The sequence below is a fragment of the Vreelandella andesensis genome (assembly GCF_003989795.1).
In the GTDB taxonomy this organism is placed as follows: domain Bacteria; phylum Pseudomonadota; class Gammaproteobacteria; order Pseudomonadales; family Halomonadaceae; genus Vreelandella; species Vreelandella andesensis.
The window spans coordinates 208,514-227,354 of record NZ_RZHG01000018.1; the positions used below are offsets into that span (position 1 = coordinate 208,514).

The following is an 18,841-nucleotide window of genomic DNA, read 5'->3' on the forward strand; positions in this document are numbered from 1 at the left end:
CCTAAAAAATAGCCACAACAACATGGTCGCCATTGGCCACCCCAGTGCGACCCAGCCGAGACGCGTTTATGCCATCCACACCGTCATCTTCCCAGCCACTGCTCGAGGCACGCGATGTGCACGGCGGCTATGGCAGTATGAATATCCTGAACGGAGTCAATATGACTCTGTATGCCGATGAAGTCGGTGTCATTGTTGGCCCTAACGGTGCTGGCAAATCCACTATGCTAAAGGCCGTGTTTGGGCTATTAAACGTTAATCAGGGCGAGATTTTGCTTAACGGTCAGCCAATCCATAACTTGCCTCCGAACCAGTTAGTTGAACGTGGCATGGGCTTTGTACCTCAGGAGAAAAATGTTTTTCCCAGCCTGACGGTTAAAGAAAACCTGGAGATGGGTGCCTATCTTAAACCCCAAAACGTCAAGCGCATGCTGGCGCAAGTTTACGACTTTTTCCCGCCGCTGGTTGAAAAGCGCCACCAGCCAGCAGGTGAGCTTTCCGGCGGTCAGCGCCAAATGGTCGCCATGGGCCGGGCACTAATGGCCGAGCCCACTCTACTGCTGCTGGATGAGCCAACAGCAGGCTTGTCGCCGCTTTACATGAACGAAATTTTTGATCGGGTTAAGAAAATTAACGCCGCAGGCGTAGGTATTTTGATGGTGGAACAGAATGCTAAGCAGGCCTTAGCCATTGCCGATAAAGGCTTTGTGCTGGCGGCAGGACAAAACCGCTTTACAGATACCGGGGCTGCGTTACTAGCTGACCCTGACGTCGCCAAAAGCTTTTTGGGCGGCTAGCCCGGGGGAGAAACGTGTGAACGAACTGGTCTTTTTTATCAATAACGTAGTGATTGCAGGTAGCGTCACTGGCTCTATTTATGCCATTGGTGCTATTGGTGTCACGTTGATTTTTAGCATTATGCGCTTTGCCCACTTTGCCCATGCCGACATCATGACATTTGGTGCTTTCATGGTACTGCTGCTGACTACCGCTTTCCCAGCGGTAGGTGCCAGTATTGGCGTACCGACGGCACTCGTCATGCTGCCGTTAGCGATGCTGCTTACCGCAGCGTTGGCAGTGGGTATTGATAAGGCGTTTTATAAGCCGCTGCGTGCCCATGGCGTCAAGCCTATCGTGATGGTGATTGGCTCACTGGGCGTGACACTTATGCTCCAAGGGCTTATTCGGCTATTTTCCGGCACCGGCGGTCAAAGTTTATATGTCGATGACCGCAAAGAAATTTTCCGCATCGCATTGCCTTTCGAAGGGGTTAGGGCACCTATCGTCATTACCGAACCACAGATTTATCTGTTTGTGATTACGCTAGTGGCCGTGGTCGCCCTACATCTGTTTCTAAATCGCTCGCGGTTAGGCAAAGCAATGCGCGCCATGTCCGACAACCCCGAACTTGCCCAGGCATCCGGCATTAACACCAACACCATTGTCGCTGTCACCTGGGTGATTGCGGGTGCCCTCGCGGCCATTGCTGGCACCCTACTGTCACTGGACGTGACGTTTAAACCTGACTTGAGCTTCTTCCTGCTACTGCCTATCTTCGCAGCAGCCATTGTCGGTGGCGTAGGCCATCCATACGGTGCCATTGCTGGGGGGTTTGTCGTCGGCTTTGCAGAAACCCTAGCGGTATTTAACTGGAATGTTCTCTTGCGCCCCTTCCGCGACAGCCTGCCTACTTGGCTGGAGCTTCCCTCCAATCTGGCCTTTGTGGGCACTGAGTACAAGATTGTGGTGCCGTTCTTTATTTTGGTGGCCATCTTAGTGTGGCGCCCTACCGGCCTGTTTAAAGGCAAGGTGATCTAATGAGCCATTCCACAAAAAACCGTAATCCTGACTACACGCCTAACGATGCCACTCCTGAGCGGCGCTTTCCGTTACGTGAACTAGTGCTCTTCGGCGCGCTGTTAGCCGCTGTGCTAGCGGTTTACGCTATCATGGGCGCAGCATACAGCACCCGCATGCTGGTAGAGGCCGCTTGTTACGCCATTCTTGCTCTGGGCCTAACAATTCAGTGGGGCTATGCCGGGCAGTTTAACGCGGGTGTCATGGGATTTGTCGCGCTGGGTGGCTTTTGCGCCATGCTGTTTAGTGTTCCGGTGAATGATGCATTCTGGGGTACTGAGCTTCCAGGCGAACTTGGCAAAGTGCTGCTTTATGGCATTGCGGCAACCCTGATTGTCGTGGGTGCCACGAAGCTTGACCGGTTCGGTGTGCCGAAAAAGCTCCGCACCGTGCTCGCTATCGTCATCGGTGTCGTGCTCTATTTAGTTGTTATCAGCCTGCTTCGCGATGTGACCAGTCAAATACAGTCTCAGGCGGGCTTTATTGGCGGTTTTGGCTTACCTGCCTGGGTAGGCTGGGTGGTAGGTGGCGCACTGGCTGGCGGTGTTGGCTATTTTATTGGCCATGTTTGCCTTGGCCTGCGCAGCGACTATCTTGCCATTGCCACGTTGGGTATCGCTGAAATCATCAAAGCGTTTTTGAAAAACTCCGACTGGCTGACCCGCGGAACTGCCACAGTATCACCACTTCCCTGGCCCACCCCCGGCCCGGCTGACATTGGCTTTACGCTTTCCCGGGCGATTTACCTCTCGGTAACGGCGGTCGTCATAGCGGTGGTTTTCTTTCTACTCCACCGGGCTTACCACGCTCCTTGGGGAAGAATGATTCGTGCGATTCGTGATAACGAAGTCTCGTCAGCGGCGATGGGCAAAGATATCAATAAGCGGCGCCTGGAGATTTTTGTATTAGGTTGCATCTTGATGGGCCTTGGCGGCGGTATGCTAGGCACCTTTAACAGCCTGTTTGACCCACAAGGCTACTTGCCTCTCAACCACACCTTCCTGGTGCTGGTAATGGTGATTTTGGGTGGCCCAGGTAATAACCTTGGCACTATCTTTGGTGCCGTGGCGGTTTACATTATTTGGATTATGTCGGAACCGTTGGCGCTATTTTTAATGCAACTAGCCGTTGCGTTTGGTGAGGGTGTCTTTGGCTGGGATGCACCTAACAATATGGATAGCAGAGCACTACAAGCTAGAGTTCTGGTGATTGGCATGCTGATCACCCTGGTACTGCGCTTCGCCCCCAAAGGCCTGCTGCCTGAGAAAATCAAAACCCACGGCTAAAAATGCTCCATCGATCCCAACCGAAAACGCCCCAGGCTCAATTTGATCGCTTGGGGCGTTTTGGTTAACACTTAATCATCGCTATTTCGACTAAAGTTCAACCAGGCCTTTGCTAGTGAAAGAGCCATCTTCTACCACCATTTCCACAACAACGCCTGGTACATCGCCGTTTTCATCAAACTCATGAGAGCCAGAGGCGCCTTCGTAGTTAATCTCAGTACCTGCCGCGATTAACTCGACCGCTTTCTCCCACTCACCTGGCAGTATCACTTCACCTGGAGCACTAGAAACACTGCGGAGCGCTTCAGAAAGTCCCTCGCGCTCGGCACTGCCGTTTTGTTCAATGGCCAACGCCACTAGAAACGCCGCGTCATACGCCTGGGCTGCGAATACCGCGCTGGGATCAATGTCAGCAGCTTCAGCCGCTTCGGTGAATATATCCGTGCCAGGCAGATCAGGGCTACCGGGGCGCGTCGCGATCATGCCATCCAGTATGTCAGCACCAATCGCTTCTACTAGACTATCGCCCACCATGCCATCGGCACCCACATACTGGGTAAACATGCCGCCTTCATAGGCTTGGCGTAGTACCGTTTGGCCAGAGGTATCAGCATAGGCCAGCACAACCAGCGTGTCAGCACCGCTCACAGAAAGTGAGCCAAGCTCGGAACGGTAGTCGGCACGGTTGTCTTCATGGGCGAGGTTTTCTGCTATTTCGCCACCGCCCGCTTCAAACGCATCACTAAAGGCATCCGACAAGCCACGACCATAGTCGTTGTTAACGTAAGTCACCGCAACAAAGTCGATGCCTTTATCAAGCAATAGCTTGGCAAGCATTTCGCCTTGGAAGGCATCCGACGGCACAGTACGGAAAACCAAGTCGTTGTCGTCCAACTCAGAAACCGCGGGAGCCGTTGACGCCGGCGAGACCATCAATACTCCCCCTGGAATCGCTGCGTTGTTCGCAGCAGCAATCGTCGCCCCTGTACACAAAGCGCCGACAATCGCGGTGACTTGCTCAGAGTTCACCATGCGATCTGCGGCGTTAGACGCAGCAGAGGCATCCGAACAGGTTGTATCCCCGGACGGCATTTCTAGCGTTTGTCCACCCAAAATACCACCCTGTTCGTTCACCTGTGCTACGGCAAGCTGAGCACCCGCAAAAATAGGTGGCGTTAGACTTTCAATTCCACCGGTAAAACCGCCCAAGAAGCCAACTTTGACCTCTGCCTGGGCCATGCCCGCTAACGCGAGTGATGAGGCCGCAACGGCGGTGGCTAATGTGCGCTTATTAATCATATTATTGGTCGCTCCCAGTATGTTAAGTGCCCCGACTGTCCAGCACGGGGCTTCTCTTAATCTGGAACCGTAACGCCAAAAACACAAGCAACGCTTTCTAACGTTCGCTTTCTTCGGCAGCATTCCGCTGGCGCTCCGCAAGCTGCTTTTGGTAGCGCTTATTTCGGTATAGCCGAACCAGCGCAATCACCAGCGCCGATGCAACCATGGCGGCCAGCACTGCTCCCTGCCAAGGACGGGCAGCATCGCCCATCACGGTTTCCAACGTAATGATCAGTATTAAACCCAGCGCCTGTGACCCAATGGCCAGCGCCCGCAGCATGTCGAAAGCGGGTTGTGGCATAGACATCTCCGTAATTTTTAACGTGCGTGGTATGGTTCACCAGTTTACCTGCTTAACGGAAAAATTATGAATGCGATTGCCATTGGCCCACTGCTTATCTCCACCCCTAGGCTGTATGCCTTAGCCTGCGCACTATTGTTGTTATTGGCTAGTCGCTACCTGCTGGGACTAACCTCCTCACAGCATGGGCGTTGGTTCAATGGGCTGCTGGTGGTATGGCTGGTAGCGGCCCGGATGGTGTTTGTAGCACTTAATTGGGAAAGCTACAGTGCGCAACCCCTAGAGGCGCTCAAGGTATGGCAGCCCGGCTACAATGCGCTGGGGGGCTTAGTTGCGGGGTTGATTTGGACAGCCTGGGCGCTGCGCGCACGGCTGTTGGCGCTCATTGGCGGTCTTGCCATGTTGGTCGGCACGGCCAGCCTGTGGCTGGTCTTAATCACGCTTGCCCCGTTAGGCAATGACTTTGCCATTGATGCATTGCCAGAGGTAACCCTCGACGATGTAGATGGCAACCCGGTGTATCTACCTTCGCTGGCCGACAGCGGCGATCTTATTATCGTTAATCTATGGGCGACCTGGTGCCCGCCCTGCCTGCGGGAAATGCCGCTGCTTGAAGAGGCGGCGCAGCGCGAGGGTGTCAGCGTGGTGGTCGCCAATCAAGGGGAAGACTTACTACCCATCGTGCGCTATTTAGACGCGCAAACACTGGATTTTCGCTACGCACTGCGCGACCCAAGCCAAACGCTAATGGCGCAATTTCAGGCCCCAGGCCTACCCACCACCGTGCTTTTTGATCGTCAGGGCAACACGTTGGATGTTCACGTCGGTGAGTTAACCCGCGCCCACCTGGAACGCTGGTTAAAAGATTGACCACGATAGACCTTAATCCCCCCGCTCCTTTGCGTTAGAATCCTCCGCCCTGTTGCCACCGGATACCTGCCCCGGTGGCATACAACCTGTTCCTGTAGACTTCCTCGAGGCATCATGAGCGATTTTTCTCCCGGCCAGCGCTGGATTAGCGACGGCGAAGCTGAGCTTGGACTCGGCACCGTGCTTAACTGCGACGCCCGTAGCGTTACCATTTTGTTCAGTGCCAGCCAGGAAACCCGAACGTATAACACCCGCCAAGCCCCCTTAACCCGCGTCATGTTTGGCAGCGGTGACCGCGTGATCTCTGCGGATGGCTGGCAGATGATCGTGGACGATAGCAAAGAGACCAGCGGCTTAATTACTTACATTGGCGAAGATAGTGAGGGTAACCCTCGTGAACTATCTGAGGCTAAGCTCGCCGACACTATGCAGTTTGATCAAGCTCGTGACCGGCTGCTCACCGGCCAGGTTGACCGCAACGACTGGTTCGACCTGCGCTTTCGCACGCTGCACCACTATCAGCGCATTGAACAGCACAGCGCTCTGGGTTTTGCTGGGCCGCGTATCGACCTGATCCCTCATCAGCTTTACATCGCTGACGAAGTAGCAGGCCGCCATGCGCCGCGCGTCCTGCTTGCGGACGAAGTTGGGCTAGGTAAAACGATTGAGGCAGGGCTGATTCTGCACCGCCTGCTACTGGCTGGCCGAGCAGAACGGGCACTGATTCTGGTACCCGACAGCCTGACCCACCAATGGCTAGTAGAGCTTTTGCGCCGCTTTTCGCTCAAGGTAAGCTTGCTGGATGAGCAGCAAAGTCTAGCCCACGGCAACGCCAACCCGTTTGAAAGTGCCCAAATCGTATTGGCCAGCCAGGGTTGGCTATTTGCCAACACTCACCGCCAAGAGCAAGCGCTGGCCAGCCACTTTGATCTGCTTATCGTCGATGAAGCTCATCATCTCGACTGGAGCCCTGACGGCAGCGGTCCGGGCTATCAGTGTGTCGAGCAGCTTTCCGCTGACATTCCTGGCTTACTGCTGTTAACTGCCACGCCAGAGCAGATGGGAGTTGAGAGCCATTTCGCCCGTCTTCGCTTGCTGGATGCCGAACGCTACCACGACATCGAACGCTTTAAAGACGAAGAACATCATTACATTGCCGTCGCCCGCGCTATTGATGCCTTGGATGAGCTACCCACGACCGCTGAAGCGCGTGAACGCGTCGATAATGTGGCAGATGACCGCGACAGCCAAGCGTTGCTAGCAACCTTGTGCAACCCAGAAGCGAGTGCCGAACAGCAAGATGCTGCTCGCGCGCAGTTGCGCGATGCGCTGCTTGATCGTCACGGTACGGGGCGCGTCATGTTCCGCAACAGTCGCCGGCATGTGGGTGGTTTTCCGGAACGTCGCTTGCATCTAGCCCAGCTGGAACTCCCCTCGGCCTATCGGCGCGTACTGCGTCGCTTGGAACGCGATGACGATTACCTGGATGAGTTACTGATTGAAACGGGCATGGATCACCCGGACGTGCTGATCTATCCAGACACAATGTACCGCGAGCTCAGCAACGACCCACTGAACACCGAATCCTGGTGGCATATCGACCCACGGGTAAACTGGCTGCTGGAAAAGCTAAGCGACGATAGCGAAAGCGGCTTCGCCAACGACAAAGTACTGATCATTGCTCACCATCGAGAAACCGCTGAAGGGCTTGCCGAAGGGCTGCGCGTACTAGGTGGTTATTACGCGCCGGTGTTCCACGAAGGGTTATCACTCGTAGAGCGTGACCGCGCCGCTGCCGCCTTTGCTGATGAAGAAGACGGCTGCCAAGTGCTAGTGTGCTCTGAAATTGGTTCAGAAGGTCGCAATTTCCAGTTCTGCCGCCATCTGGTGATGTTTGATATGCCCCAGCATCCCGACCAATTAGAACAGCGCATTGGCCGCCTCGACAGGATAGGACAGCGCCACGCTATTGAACTCCATGTGCCCTCCTTCACAGGTAGCCCAGGCGAGCGCCTGCTGCGCTGGTACCACGAAGGCATGGATGCCTTCAGCGCTCCTCACGGCATTGGCAGCGACCTCTTTGATGCCTTTGGCGATGCGCTGGCCGATGCGTTACTCGACGATGAGATGCTCAATGAAATCATCGACGAAACCCGCGAAATGTTCACCGCCAAATTGGCTGAACGGGACGCTGGCCGTAACCGCCTACTGGAACTAAACGCCTGCCGCCCTGCCCGTGCTCAGCAGGTGATTGATGCCGTGCGTGAGTTGGATGAAGACCCAGCGTTGCCGCGCTTTGTAGAACGGGCACTGGATATTTTTGGAGTAGACAGCCAAGAGATTGGCAATGGCCTGCTTTATTTACAGCCCAGTCAGCACATGCTGGACGGCCTACCAGGGCTAGTGAAGGGTGAAGAGGGCTTTTCGGCTACTTACAGCCGTTCACTGGCGCTTGCGCGGGACGATATTCAGCGACTCTCTTGGGAACACCCATTGCTGCGCGAAATGATGGAGCGCATTTTAGATGGCACAATGGGCAACACCGCCTTGGCACTATTGCGCCATCCAGCTATTCCCAGCGGCCGCTTAATGGCCGAGCTGGTGTTCCGCACCCAATGCCCTGCGCCTAAATCACTTCACCTCAACCGGTTCTTGCCACCCACAGCGGTGCGCGTTCTGCTCGATGAGTCAGGCGCGAACCTAACCAGCAAAATCTCCTTCACGGGTCTTGGCAAAAATCTGCAGAAAGTGAACAAGTCACTGGCACGGGACTTAATCAAAAGCCGCCATGACCAGCTTCGCGCACTGCTTATTCAGGGGGAAGGTGAAGCCGAACGTGAACTGCCTAGCATCGTAGAAAACGCTGAAACACGTATGCGGGCCCAGTTGGATGCAGAGCTTGCCCGCTTGACTGCTCTGGCAGAGCACAACCCAGCCGTTCGTAGTGAAGAACTTGAGGCACTGAAACAAGAGCGCCAAGCACTTAGTGATGCGATAGAGAACACCCGCTTACGGCTTGATTCCGTACGGGTGATCATCACTGTCGACCCCAACGACTGACGTTGGAAAGTTAAAGAATTGCCTCTAACGCCTTATCGAGCGTCGGATACTGAAAAGTAAACCCGGCCTCGGTCAGGCGTGCAGGGCGCATATCTGCCCCCGTCAGCAATAATTGCGACATCTCTCCGAAGCCAGCTTTTAGTAAAAAAGCAGGCACGGGAAAAATGGCCGGTCGGTGGAGCTGCTTAGCCAACGTTTTTGTAAACTCAGCATTCGTCACTGGGTGCGGGGCACTGCCATTAAACGCGCCTGAGAGCGTCGATTCGTTCATCAAAAAAATAATCGCCGCCACGAGATCATCGCGATGAATCCAGGGCATGAAGTGTTCGCCACTACCGAAACGCCCTCCCAGCCCAAGTTTAAACGGCGGCAGCATTTTCTGTAGCGTACCGCCCCCCGCCTCAAGCACCAAACCGATTCGCAGTATCGCTAAGCGAACGCCCATCGCTTCAATCGGCTTAGCGGCCGCTTCCCACTGGGCACAAAGCCGATGGACAAACTCATCGTGAGGCGACGTCGTTTCATCTACCATCTTATCGCCTTGATTACCGTAATACCCCATAGCAGAGCCACTGATCATTACGCTCGGTAATGCCTGACCGTTGGCTTCGAGCTGCTCACAAAGCGTAATCAGTTGCTGAGTACTGTCAACGCGAGAGCGAATAAGTGTCTCTTTTTGACTGGCGCTCCAGCGCTTTGCAGCAATCGACTCACCGGCAAGGTTAATTAATACTTCCGGCGGGGAATCCATAAATGCCTGGGCGCTATCACGAATATCGCAGGCTTTCGGCAACCGGCCACGCACCTGATGTGGTGCACGGGAAACCACCTGAACATCGTGCCCTTGGGTGAGGAGTTGTTGGCAGAGTCGCTGTCCAACAAAGCCGCTACCTCCGGTGATCAATACCCGCATGGTGTCTCCTATGGCCTAACAAATATGGCCTAATAAAGTGGGTAGATTATGTCCGCATCGGCGCTAAGCTGCGTCGCTGGGAACAGCAATTGTTGAAAATAACATTGCATAGCAATTTATTGTACGATATCTATACACAAACGCTACACGTTGATCATTACACATTCAATTAGCCCTCGCGAGTGACTATGCCTGAACAATTGCCTGTGCCTTTAACGCTCTCCGATGCTCATTCAGTCGCCATCATCGGTGCAGGCCTGTCTGGCCTTGCCTGCGGGCATCAGCTTGCTGGCCAGGGAGTTAAGGTATCGTTATTTGACAAAGCACGTGGCGCCGGCGGCCGTATGTCAAGTAAACGTCGTCCATTAGCGACACTAGACCTAGGCGCACAAGCGTTTACTGTACGGCATGATCGATTCGCTAATAAAGTCGCCGAGTGGCAAAGTGCTGGCTGTGTTGCTACTTGGCCCACGTCTCGTTATCAGGCTAGTGCATCCGGCTGGCAAACACACGATGACGATCAATTGCGCTACACCGGGACACCTCGCATGAGCTCAATAACCCGTCATTTAGCCGACACGCTTGATGCTTTGCCCAATGCCGCCATCACGCTTGAAACCCACATAATTGCATTGAATAAAACGGTCGCTGGCTGGCAGCTTCAAGACCACCACGGCACAATACACGGGCCTTTCGACATGGTAGTTATCAGCGCCCCGCCGCCTCAGGCCAATGCATTATTAGCAGAGTGGGAACCAACGCTTGCAGCTGCTTGTGAAGCAAACCCCCAACGAGGGTGTTGGTCAGCCTGGGTTATTTTTGAGCAGCCGTTACCGCCAATGGCGAAGGTGGCATCGGCATGGCACACCGTTCACGCACAGCATCCGGTGCTTCGTCTCGCATCACGCAATCACACTAAGCCAGGGCGAGAGCACCAGCCAGAAAGCATCAGTTTACTTGCTCAACTGGACTGGAGCGATGACCATATTGAGAGTGACAGCGAAAGCGTTGCCCAACAATTGCTTGAAGCATTCGTGTCGCTGCTGCCCGGTAACACAAACTTGCCGAACATCATTGAACTTGGCGCGCACCGTTGGCGCTACGCCCAGCCAGCACAGGCGGGTAATCAATCGTACTTATACAGCACACGTGGATTAGCACTCTGTGGCGACAGCTTTAAGGGCAGTCGCGTCGAAGATGCTTGGTTATCAGGCGATGAGTTGGGTAGAGCGTTAACAGGCCGGTCATTCTAAAACAGGAAATGATGCTTAACCTTTCATGCATACGTGAAAGGTTGTACCCAGAAGCCACAAGTTGTACAAAGATGGCTATAATAGCACCCAGCTATCTACACGATTAATGACGACCCGATTATGTGGCAAAACGCCTGTCAGGCGCTGAAAATCGCCACGGCACTTATTGACAGATCCCTGCACTCTTATTTGCAGGCAACCAAGAGGCAATGGCGCCCATGAGCAACAAGGCGACCCACCCACCCGACACCCCGCTTTATCCGATTAGGGAAGTTTCCCGTTTAACGGGTGTAAACTCAGTCACTCTTCGTGCCTGGGAGCGTCGCTACGGTTTAATTCGTCCACAGCGCACCCCGAAAGGTCATCGTTTATACGCGCAAGACGACATCGCTCGTATTGAACGCATTTTACAATGGCTGAACCGCGGTGTTCCGGTCAGCCAAGTCGCCGATTTACTGGATCAACCTGAAACGGTAGAGACGCCAACGGCGGATTCTGGCGACTGGGCAAGTCAGCAGCAGTTACTGAAGACCACCATAGAAGCGATTGATCTTCCCAAGCTGGAAGCGCTGTACCACGAGAGTCTGGCGCTGTATCCATTGAGCATTGCGATTAATGAACTCTGGCAGCCCGTTATTTTGGCACTGGAAGCCAAATGGGCAGACCGGCCTGACGATCTTGTACGTCGTACCTTTGAAGCTTTTTTTCGAAGTCAGGTAGGCATCCGCCTTCATTATGCCAATCAGGCAACGCGCGGCCCGCTAATCCTACTCAGCGCGATGCCTGATGATCCTGGCCCACTATGGGTTCTGATGTGCGCGCTATTGGCCAGCGAGCAAGGCTATCGCGTACAAATGTTTGACCATTCCCTAGCCCTAGATGATCTTCCCCAAGCCGTCACCCGACTACATTCGTCGATGGTATTGTTCTCCAGCGGCCAGCGGGAAGATGACGACTATATTAGTCATGCGCTTCCTCAGGCAGCAGAAGCACTCAATGTTCCTATTGGGGTGTGCGGAGAAGTCGCAAGATTAAGAGAAAACGATCTGCGTGACGGTCCTGTAAACATGTTGGGCGACGACTTACCGCAAGCCATTGCAAGGCTTCGTCCTTTGCTGCGCGAATCAGGAATTCTTTGAGCTATTTTCAGAACTGTTCTCAGAACTATTCTTAGAACAGTTTTCAGAGCTATTCTCAGAACTGTTTTCAGAGCTATCGGATGTCATCTAAATTACCGCGGGTAAGGACATAGCATGAATTTGCAGCTTGTTTGGCTGCGTAGCGACTTACGCATCCACGATAACTCTGCGCTTGCCGACGCGGCTGCTAAAGGCCCCGTTGTGGCCGTATTTTTGCGCAGTGTGGCTCAGTGGCAAGAGCATGACCACGGTGCAACTAAACTCGACTTCTGGGGGCGAGGTGTTGCTGCGGTAAAAACGTCGCTGAACGGGTTGAATATTCCACTCTTGCACCGCGATATCGATCACTATGATGAAGCAGCCCAGGTATTGCTGGATATTGCCCGCGAGCACCAGATTACCCAGCTCCACTTTAACTATGAATACGCGCTGAACGAGCAGCATCGCGATCATTCTGTACTTGACGCTTTTCAACGAGAAGGGATAACCGCCCAGGGCCACCATGACGCGGTTGCCTTCGCCCCCGGCAGTTTATTGACCGGAAAAGGCGATTATTACGGCGTATTTACACCGTTTTCGAAAGCGTGGCATAAACAGGTGACGACCGAGCAGCTTGCCTTACGAGACACCCCGGGGGTGCAAGCTCCGCTAGAGATTGATAGCGACCTACTCCCCGCGCTTCCATCTCTTGGTAACGAACCGGTTGATGAACGCCTGTGGCCCGCTGGGGAAGACGCTGCTAGTGACAATCTCGAACGTTTTTTACGCTTTCGTGGACGGCACTACAAGCAGCAGCGAGACTTCCCGAAGGTGCGCGGCACCAGCGAGCTTTCGCCGTACCTGGCGCTAGGTATGATCTCCTATCGCCAATGCCTTCAAGCAGTGATGAGCGAAAATGGTGGCCACCTCGCCGACGGCGATGCAGGGCTAACCACCTGGGTAAATGAGCTTATTTGGCGTGAGTTTTATCAGCATGTAGCGGTAGGGTTTCCCCAGGTCTGCCGCCACCAGCCTTTTCAAGAACACACCAAACAGCTCAATTGGCGTGACGACGACAAAGACTTCCAAGCGTGGTGTGAAGGCCGTACTGGCTATCCAATTGTCGATGCGGCCATGCGCCAACTAGTGGCCACTGGCTGGATGCACAATCGCCTGCGCATGATCACCGCCATGTTTCTAAGTAAGCACTTACTGATTGACTGGCGTCGTGGCGAAGCGTTTTTTATGCGCCATTTAATCGATGGTGAGTTTTGCGCCAATAACGGCGGTTGGCAGTGGGCGGCATCAACCGGCACGGATGCCGCCCCCTATTTTCGCATTTTCAACCCAACAACCCAGTCAACGCGCTTTGATCCAGATGGCGAGTTTATTGCCCACTGGCTACCTGCGCTTCAGCCACTGCCCGCAAAAGCTCGTCATGCACCGCCTCAAGACATGCTGAACGCAACGGATTACCCGGCTCCCATCGTTGATCATAAAGCAGCACGCCAGCGCGCCCTGGATGCTTTTAAAGCCCTCTCTAAATAACAGCCCTCTTTTGCATCGCCCATGGTGCGGCGATGCTAACCAATTACTGCTTTTTCTTCGCCTCATCGCTTTCTTATTTATCTTAGATGCCACAGGACCAGATGATGCCTAACGACCAAGCTTTGGCGAATTTTTGCGCCTTCTTTAATAAACTAGACAACACCTGTACAGAAAAACTATACGAGGTATATACTGAGGAAATTGTCTTCAACGACCCACTGCACCACATTGAGGGGCGTGTGGCATTAGAACGTTATTTTGCCACTATGTATGAGAACGTTGAACGTTGCCAATTTACTTACCACACGCAACAACAGCTGGCCAATCAAGCATTTGTAACGTGGACAATGGAGTTTGTTCATCCGCGTTTGGCCCATGGCAAACCGATCAGTGTCGCAGGATGCAGTGCGCTAACGTTTGAACAAGATGGGCGGGTTTCAAAGCACCGCGATTATTTTGATGCAGGGGCCATGCTATATGAACACTTACCAGTAATGGGACGTATCATACGTTGGTTGAAACGGCGTATTAGCTGAGTATCCGACCCGTTCATTTGCATGCAGGCTGCATGCTAACAGGCCGCCATAGGAGAACATGATGAGCACATGGAAAACGCCCCAACGTATTTGGCTAACAGGTGCTACGTCAGGCATAGGTGAAGCACTTGCCAAAAAACTCATCGCCCAAGGTCATCATGTTGTATTGAGTGCCCGTAACCAACAAGCGCTTGAAACTTTATGTGGCGGACATTCTAACGCTTATTCACTGCCCCTTGATGTCAGTGACCGCCAGGCAGTGTTGGCGGCAGGTCAACAGATCAACACCTGGCTTGGCGCCCTGGATATCGCCTTATTCAATGCAGGCACCTGTGAATATCTCGATGCTCAGCACTTTGATATGGCTCTGGTGGAACGTGTTTTTACACCTAACCTGTTTGGCACCCTGTATGGCGTGGAAGCAGCACTACCACTACTGAGAGCGGCCCGAAAGGAGGGCAAACCCGCACGGCTTGCGGCTACCTCCAGTGCTTCTGCCTATTTCCCACTGCCCCGCGCTGAAGCATACGGTGCCTCGAAAGCGGCTATCAGCTACTTTTTTGAATCATTACGTCTCGATCTCGATCAAGAAGGCATTGATGTCAGCTTAATTCACCCTGGATTTGTTAAAACACCTTTGACCGATCGCAACGACTTCCCAATGCCCATGCAAGTCACTGCAGATCAAGCGGCTGATGCAATTATTGCCGGTCTTATCAAAGGAAAGCTCGATATTCATTTTCCACGTCGCTTCACTTATCTTGTGAAATGTTTAGGCGTTTTACCGCCTGCGCTGCGTCGTCTTATCGGCCTACGCATGACAAGACGTCAAGAGGAACAACAATGAGCAGCAGGGCTTCACAGCGTATTGCCATTATCGGCAGTGGTATTAGCGGTATGGCAGCAGGCTGGTATTTATCCACCCAACATGAAGTCACTCTGTTTGAAGCAGAGGGGCGGCTTGGAGGGCACACGGCCACAATGGACGTGGAGGTCGAAGGTAAGGCCTATGCCATCGATACGGGCTTTATCGTTTTCAATGATTGGACCTATCCGCATTTCCAGCGCCTGCTCGAAACACTCGGTGTGCCTAGCCAAGTCACCGAAATGAGTTTTTCAGTGCATGAAACCGATATGGATTTTGAATATAACGGTCATACACTAAGCTCACTGTTTGCCCAGCGGCGCAATTTGCTTAGCCCGCGTTTTTATCGTCTGCTACGCGATATTTTGCGCTTTAACAAACAAGCCACAGCCGACCTAGAAAGCAAGCGCCTTCCCAGCAACATGACACTTGGCGAGTACCTTGACTTACATGGCTACGGTGAAGCCTTTCAGCGACGCTACCTGCTACCCATGGGAGCAGCCATCTGGTCTGCCAGCATTGGCGATCTACGCGCTTTCCCACTGACATTTTTCGTTCGCTTTTTCCGTAATCATGGCCTGCTATCGGTCAATCACCGGCCTCAATGGCATACCTTAGTTGGCGGCTCGAAAAGCTACATTCCCAACATGACTGCGCCTTACGCAGCGCGCATTCATCTTAATACGCCCGTAACACGCATTGAGCGAGACGCGACAGGCGTGATGATAACGACCGCACAGGGGTCGCAACGATTTGATCACGTGGTGCTGGCTTGCCATGCTGATCAGGCGCTGGCGATGCTGGGTGATCCAACACCCGCCGAACAAGATATTCTTGCTGCCATGCCTTATCAAGATAACGAGGTAGTGCTGCATACCGATACATCGCTGCTGCCACGGCGTCAGCGCGCCTGGGCTAGCTGGAACTATCGCTTAGACGGCCGAGGAGCAGACGAGCGGGTGTCAGTGACCTACAACATGAATATTCTGCAGCGATTGGAACAGGCCGACACAACGTTCTGCGTTACGCTTAACGACTCAAACAGTATTGACACTTCTAAAGTGCTCGGACGCTACTGCTATGCCCACCCACAGTTCACCTTGGAAGGGCAAGCTGCACAAATGCGCCATGACGAGATATCGTCAGTTGCTCGACGCACTCACTTCTGTGGCGCTTATTGGCGCAACGGTTTTCATGAAGATGGCGTATGGAGCGCTCTACGTGTTGCTCAAGCACTCGGTTGTGATGAGGCAGCCGAACCGCCATCGACGCCGACGGCGTTACCGGCCCATGATCTTATGCCTACCAATAGCATTGGGAATAGTATTGGGGAGGGGCTTGGATGATTGCCGCCCCTCGCTCACGTATTTATCGTGGCACGCTGCGTCACCGTCGCTTCACACCTAAAGAGCACGCCTTTAGCTATGGTATTTGGATGGCGTGGCTCGACTTAGATGAGTTGCCGACACTGTTTGACGGCGTGCCCTGCTTTAGTGCTCGAAGACCGGCACTAGCGCGCTTTCGTCGCGACGATTATCTCGGCCCTAGCGATAAACCACTACGCACGGCGGTACGTGAGGAATTGATTCGCCAGCTGGGCAGCGCACCCAATGGCAAAATTTACGTACTCACCCAGTTACGCACATTTGGCAGCGTCTTTAACCCCGTTTCGATGTATTACGCCTATGACCACTTAGGCAAGTTAGCGGCTGTCGTTGGCGAGGTCACCAATATGCCCTGGAAGGAACGTATCTGCTATGCCTGCCAAGTCGATACGACTCGCCATAGCCATCATGCAAGTTTTGATAAAGCCATGCATGTATCCCCATTCAACCCCATGGAAATGACCTACCGCTGGAAGTTTAACGCTCCCGGCGAACAACTCTATCTTCACATGGAAAACTGGCAAAGCGGGCAGCGCCATTTCGACGCCACGCTCACGCTTGACGCTGCGCCAGCGACACGCGGCGTTTTACTAACAACGCTGGCACGTCAACCCTGGATGAGTCTGAAAACAATCGCGGGGATTCATTTTGAAGCGTTTCGCCTTTGGTTGAAGCGTATCCCCGTTTATAACCACCCTAAGCGCAAGGAGACTTCAAAATGACGACCCTGCGTTCTACGCCCCCTGAAATACAACCGGTTAACCAGGATCGTTTCACTCGCTGGCTAAAACCTCGCTTAATGGCTCAGTTAGATGCCTTTCAAGGTGGCCGTATTACCTTAATCGAAGGCAATCAGTGTCACCATTTGGGCCAAGAAGGACCGCTTCAAGTGTCCGTCGTGATTCGCCACTCCCGCGCCTGGAAAAGGCTCGCATTTGGCGGCACGGTGGGCGCAGCTGAATCTTACATGGATGGCGACTGGGACGCTGATGACCTGGTGGCTCTGGTACGTTTGTTTGCGGCCAACCTTGACCACGTAAACGGCAACATGGAAAACGGAAGCGCCCGCATCACTCGCTGGCTGCTTGGCGCTGCCTATCGTTTCCAACGTAACAGCCTTTCCGGCTCAAAGCGCAACATCTCGGCGCACTACGATATCGGCAATGACCTGTTTGCTACGTTTCTTGATCGACGCCACTGGATGTACTCAAGCGCTGTTTTCCCCTATCCGGAAGCCAGCCTAGAAGAGGCGTCTACCTATAAACTCGACATCATGCTCGAGAAGCTAGATGTACAGCCAGAACACCATTTACTGGAAATTGGTACTGGCTGGGGGGGGCTTGCAATACACGCCGCCAAAACCCGTGGTTGTCATGTCACTACCACTACCATTTCTGAAGAGCAGTACGCGCACACCGCGCGCCGCATTCAAGAAGAGGGACTCGATGAGAAAATCACCCTGCTGAAGCAGGATTATCGCGAACTGACGGGGCGCTATGATCGACTGATTTCTGTTGAGATGATTGAAGCCGTCGGCCACCAATATTTGAACACTTACCTTGCGAAGGTCGACAGCCTGCTGACTGACGATGGTCAGGCCATGCTGCAAGCCATCACTATCCGTGACCAACGCTTTGAAGAAGCCAAACGGGACATGGACTTTATTAAGCGCTATATCTTTCCCGGTGGTTTTTTACCGTCTCATCACGCCATGTTAACCAGCGTCATGCGCAAAACCTCACTGAACATAGTAGCGCTTGACGAAATCGGACAGCACTATGCCCGCACCTTGCGCGAGTGGCGTCATCGCTTTGAAGCCAGCCTGGAGCAGATAAGGCAGCAGGGTTACGACGAGCGGTTTATTCGCATGTGGCGTTACTATTTGTGCTACTGCGAAGGCGGTTTTATTGAGCGCTCCATTGGTACGTGCCACTTATTGCTGGCGAAACCCGCCGCAAAACCCGAACCGTTAATAGGCGCACTCTAAATGGCTAGCCCACGCTGGCAAGGCTTGCTGTTCAATGCACTGCGCTTCGAAGCAGGTTGGTTGTTGTGCGTCCTGGGCGGCTCGTGGGTAGCTGCTATTACAGGGGGTGTACTACTCGGCTGGCACTTTTGGCGCTGCGCGTTGCCTGGCGAATGGCGCTTTATTGGTGTGTTCGCACTGCTCGGGTTGGCGCTAGACGGCGGCCTTCATGTGGTGGGAGGTTTCAACTTCGGGGAACAAGCTTTGGTGGCCGGTCTGCTACCACTGTGGCTCTGGATGCTGTGGCCACTGTTTGCCACGATGGTGTTTCACTCGCTTGCTTGGCTGTGGCGATATCCGCTCATTGCAGCAGTTTGTGGTGCGATCAGCGGGCCGCTGTCCTATGTTGGCGGCGCTGCGCTCACTGGCGTTAGCATGGCACCCTGGCTACTGCCTGCACAGGCCCTTATTTGGGCAGCGCTATGTTTTGGCATCAGTCGTTACGCCAACCACAAAGCCACTGTTTCTAGCGTTAGCTAAGA

General features: G+C 53.7%; 17 protein-coding genes. 14 read left to right on the forward strand and 3 right to left on the reverse strand.

Translation table 11 applies throughout. The annotated features are described in order from the left end of the window. Window positions 1-68 precede the first annotated feature (68 nt). The 3 genes from ELY33_RS09145 to ELY33_RS09155 are packed head-to-tail and all read left to right on the forward strand — an operon-like array spanning window position 69 to window position 3,143. On the forward strand, window positions 69-797 hold the full coding sequence (locus ELY33_RS09145; protein WP_126947002.1) for an ABC transporter ATP-binding protein: 729 nt from the start codon (window positions 69-71) through the stop codon (window positions 795-797). Between the two features lie 16 nt (window positions 798-813). Next, window positions 814-1,818 (forward strand): branched-chain amino acid ABC transporter permease, encoded by a 1,005-nt coding sequence (locus ELY33_RS09150; protein ID WP_089040020.1) that lies wholly within the window; start codon window positions 814-816, stop codon window positions 1,816-1,818. Continuing rightward, window positions 1,818-3,143, forward strand: a complete 1,326-nt coding sequence (locus ELY33_RS09155) for a branched-chain amino acid ABC transporter permease (protein ID WP_126947005.1) — start codon at window positions 1,818-1,820, stop codon at window positions 3,141-3,143. Before ELY33_RS09150 ends, ELY33_RS09155 begins: the two co-directional genes overlap by 1 nt. Window positions 3,144-3,233: 90 nt before the next feature. Here the strand turns inward: ELY33_RS09155 and ELY33_RS09160 are convergent, their stop codons facing one another. Beyond that, entirely contained in the window at window positions 3,234-4,442 is a 1,209-nt protein-coding gene (locus ELY33_RS09160; protein WP_126947008.1) for an ABC transporter substrate-binding protein, read from the reverse strand. A 97-nt stretch (window positions 4,443-4,539) separates the two neighbouring features. Further along, window positions 4,540-4,785, reverse strand: coding sequence for a hypothetical protein (locus tag ELY33_RS09165; protein WP_126947011.1), 246 nt, complete (start codon window positions 4,783-4,785; stop codon window positions 4,540-4,542). A gap of 66 nt (window positions 4,786-4,851) precedes the next feature. Between ELY33_RS09165 and ELY33_RS09170 the strand changes: the two genes are divergently transcribed. Then, window positions 4,852-5,655, forward strand: a complete 804-nt coding sequence (locus ELY33_RS09170; RefSeq protein WP_126947014.1) for a TlpA disulfide reductase family protein — start codon at window positions 4,852-4,854, stop codon at window positions 5,653-5,655. Window positions 5,656-5,769: 114 nt separating this feature from the next. Next, window positions 5,770-8,715: an RNA polymerase-associated protein RapA gene (rapA, locus tag ELY33_RS09175; RefSeq protein ID WP_126947017.1), complete on the forward strand. Its 2,946-nt coding sequence runs from the start codon at window positions 5,770-5,772 to the stop codon at window positions 8,713-8,715. Between the two features lie 10 nt (window positions 8,716-8,725). Here the strand turns inward: rapA and ELY33_RS09180 are convergent, their stop codons facing one another. Then, a complete protein-coding gene (locus tag ELY33_RS09180; protein WP_126947020.1) occupies window positions 8,726-9,628 on the reverse strand; it encodes a TIGR01777 family oxidoreductase in 903 nt (300 codons plus the stop codon). A 188-nt stretch (window positions 9,629-9,816) separates the two neighbouring features. Between ELY33_RS09180 and ELY33_RS09185 the strand changes: the two genes are divergently transcribed. From ELY33_RS09185 to ELY33_RS09225, 9 genes are all read left to right on the forward strand, one after another. After that, window positions 9,817-10,881 carry an NAD(P)/FAD-dependent oxidoreductase gene (locus tag ELY33_RS09185; RefSeq protein ID WP_126947023.1) on the forward strand — a complete coding sequence of 355 codons (1,065 nt, stop codon included), beginning with the start codon at window positions 9,817-9,819 and terminating at the stop codon, window positions 10,879-10,881. Between the two features lie 218 nt (window positions 10,882-11,099). Continuing rightward, the gene (locus ELY33_RS09190; protein WP_208644220.1) at window positions 11,100-12,020 is read left to right on the forward strand and encodes a MerR family transcriptional regulator; all 921 of its coding nucleotides are present in this window, start codon (window positions 11,100-11,102) and stop codon (window positions 12,018-12,020) included. 114 nt (window positions 12,021-12,134) lie between these two features. Continuing rightward, complete coding sequence (gene phrB / locus ELY33_RS09195; RefSeq protein ID WP_126947029.1) at window positions 12,135-13,547, forward strand: deoxyribodipyrimidine photo-lyase; 1,413 nt, start codon at window positions 12,135-12,137, stop codon at window positions 13,545-13,547. Between the two features lie 104 nt (window positions 13,548-13,651). Continuing rightward, window positions 13,652-14,083, forward strand: coding sequence for a nuclear transport factor 2 family protein (locus ELY33_RS09200; RefSeq protein ID WP_126947032.1), 432 nt, complete (start codon window positions 13,652-13,654; stop codon window positions 14,081-14,083). A gap of 61 nt (window positions 14,084-14,144) precedes the next feature. Further along, entirely contained in the window at window positions 14,145-14,930 is a 786-nt protein-coding gene (locus ELY33_RS09205) for an SDR family NAD(P)-dependent oxidoreductase (protein ID WP_126947035.1), read from the forward strand. Continuing rightward, complete coding sequence (locus ELY33_RS09210) at window positions 14,927-16,294, forward strand: NAD(P)/FAD-dependent oxidoreductase (protein ID WP_126947038.1); 1,368 nt, start codon at window positions 14,927-14,929, stop codon at window positions 16,292-16,294. Before ELY33_RS09205 ends, ELY33_RS09210 begins: the two co-directional genes overlap by 4 nt. Beyond that, complete coding sequence (locus ELY33_RS09215) at window positions 16,291-17,055, forward strand: DUF1365 domain-containing protein (protein ID WP_126947041.1); 765 nt, start codon at window positions 16,291-16,293, stop codon at window positions 17,053-17,055. The genes ELY33_RS09210 and ELY33_RS09215 overlap by 4 nt, the downstream gene beginning before the upstream one ends. Then, entirely contained in the window at window positions 17,052-18,320 is a 1,269-nt protein-coding gene (locus tag ELY33_RS09220; protein WP_126947044.1) for an SAM-dependent methyltransferase, read from the forward strand. Before ELY33_RS09215 ends, ELY33_RS09220 begins: the two co-directional genes overlap by 4 nt. Beyond that, a complete protein-coding gene (locus ELY33_RS09225) occupies window positions 18,321-18,839 on the forward strand; it encodes a DUF2878 family protein (protein WP_126947047.1) in 519 nt (172 codons plus the stop codon). It abuts the gene before it with no gap. Window positions 18,840-18,841 lie beyond the last annotated feature (2 nt).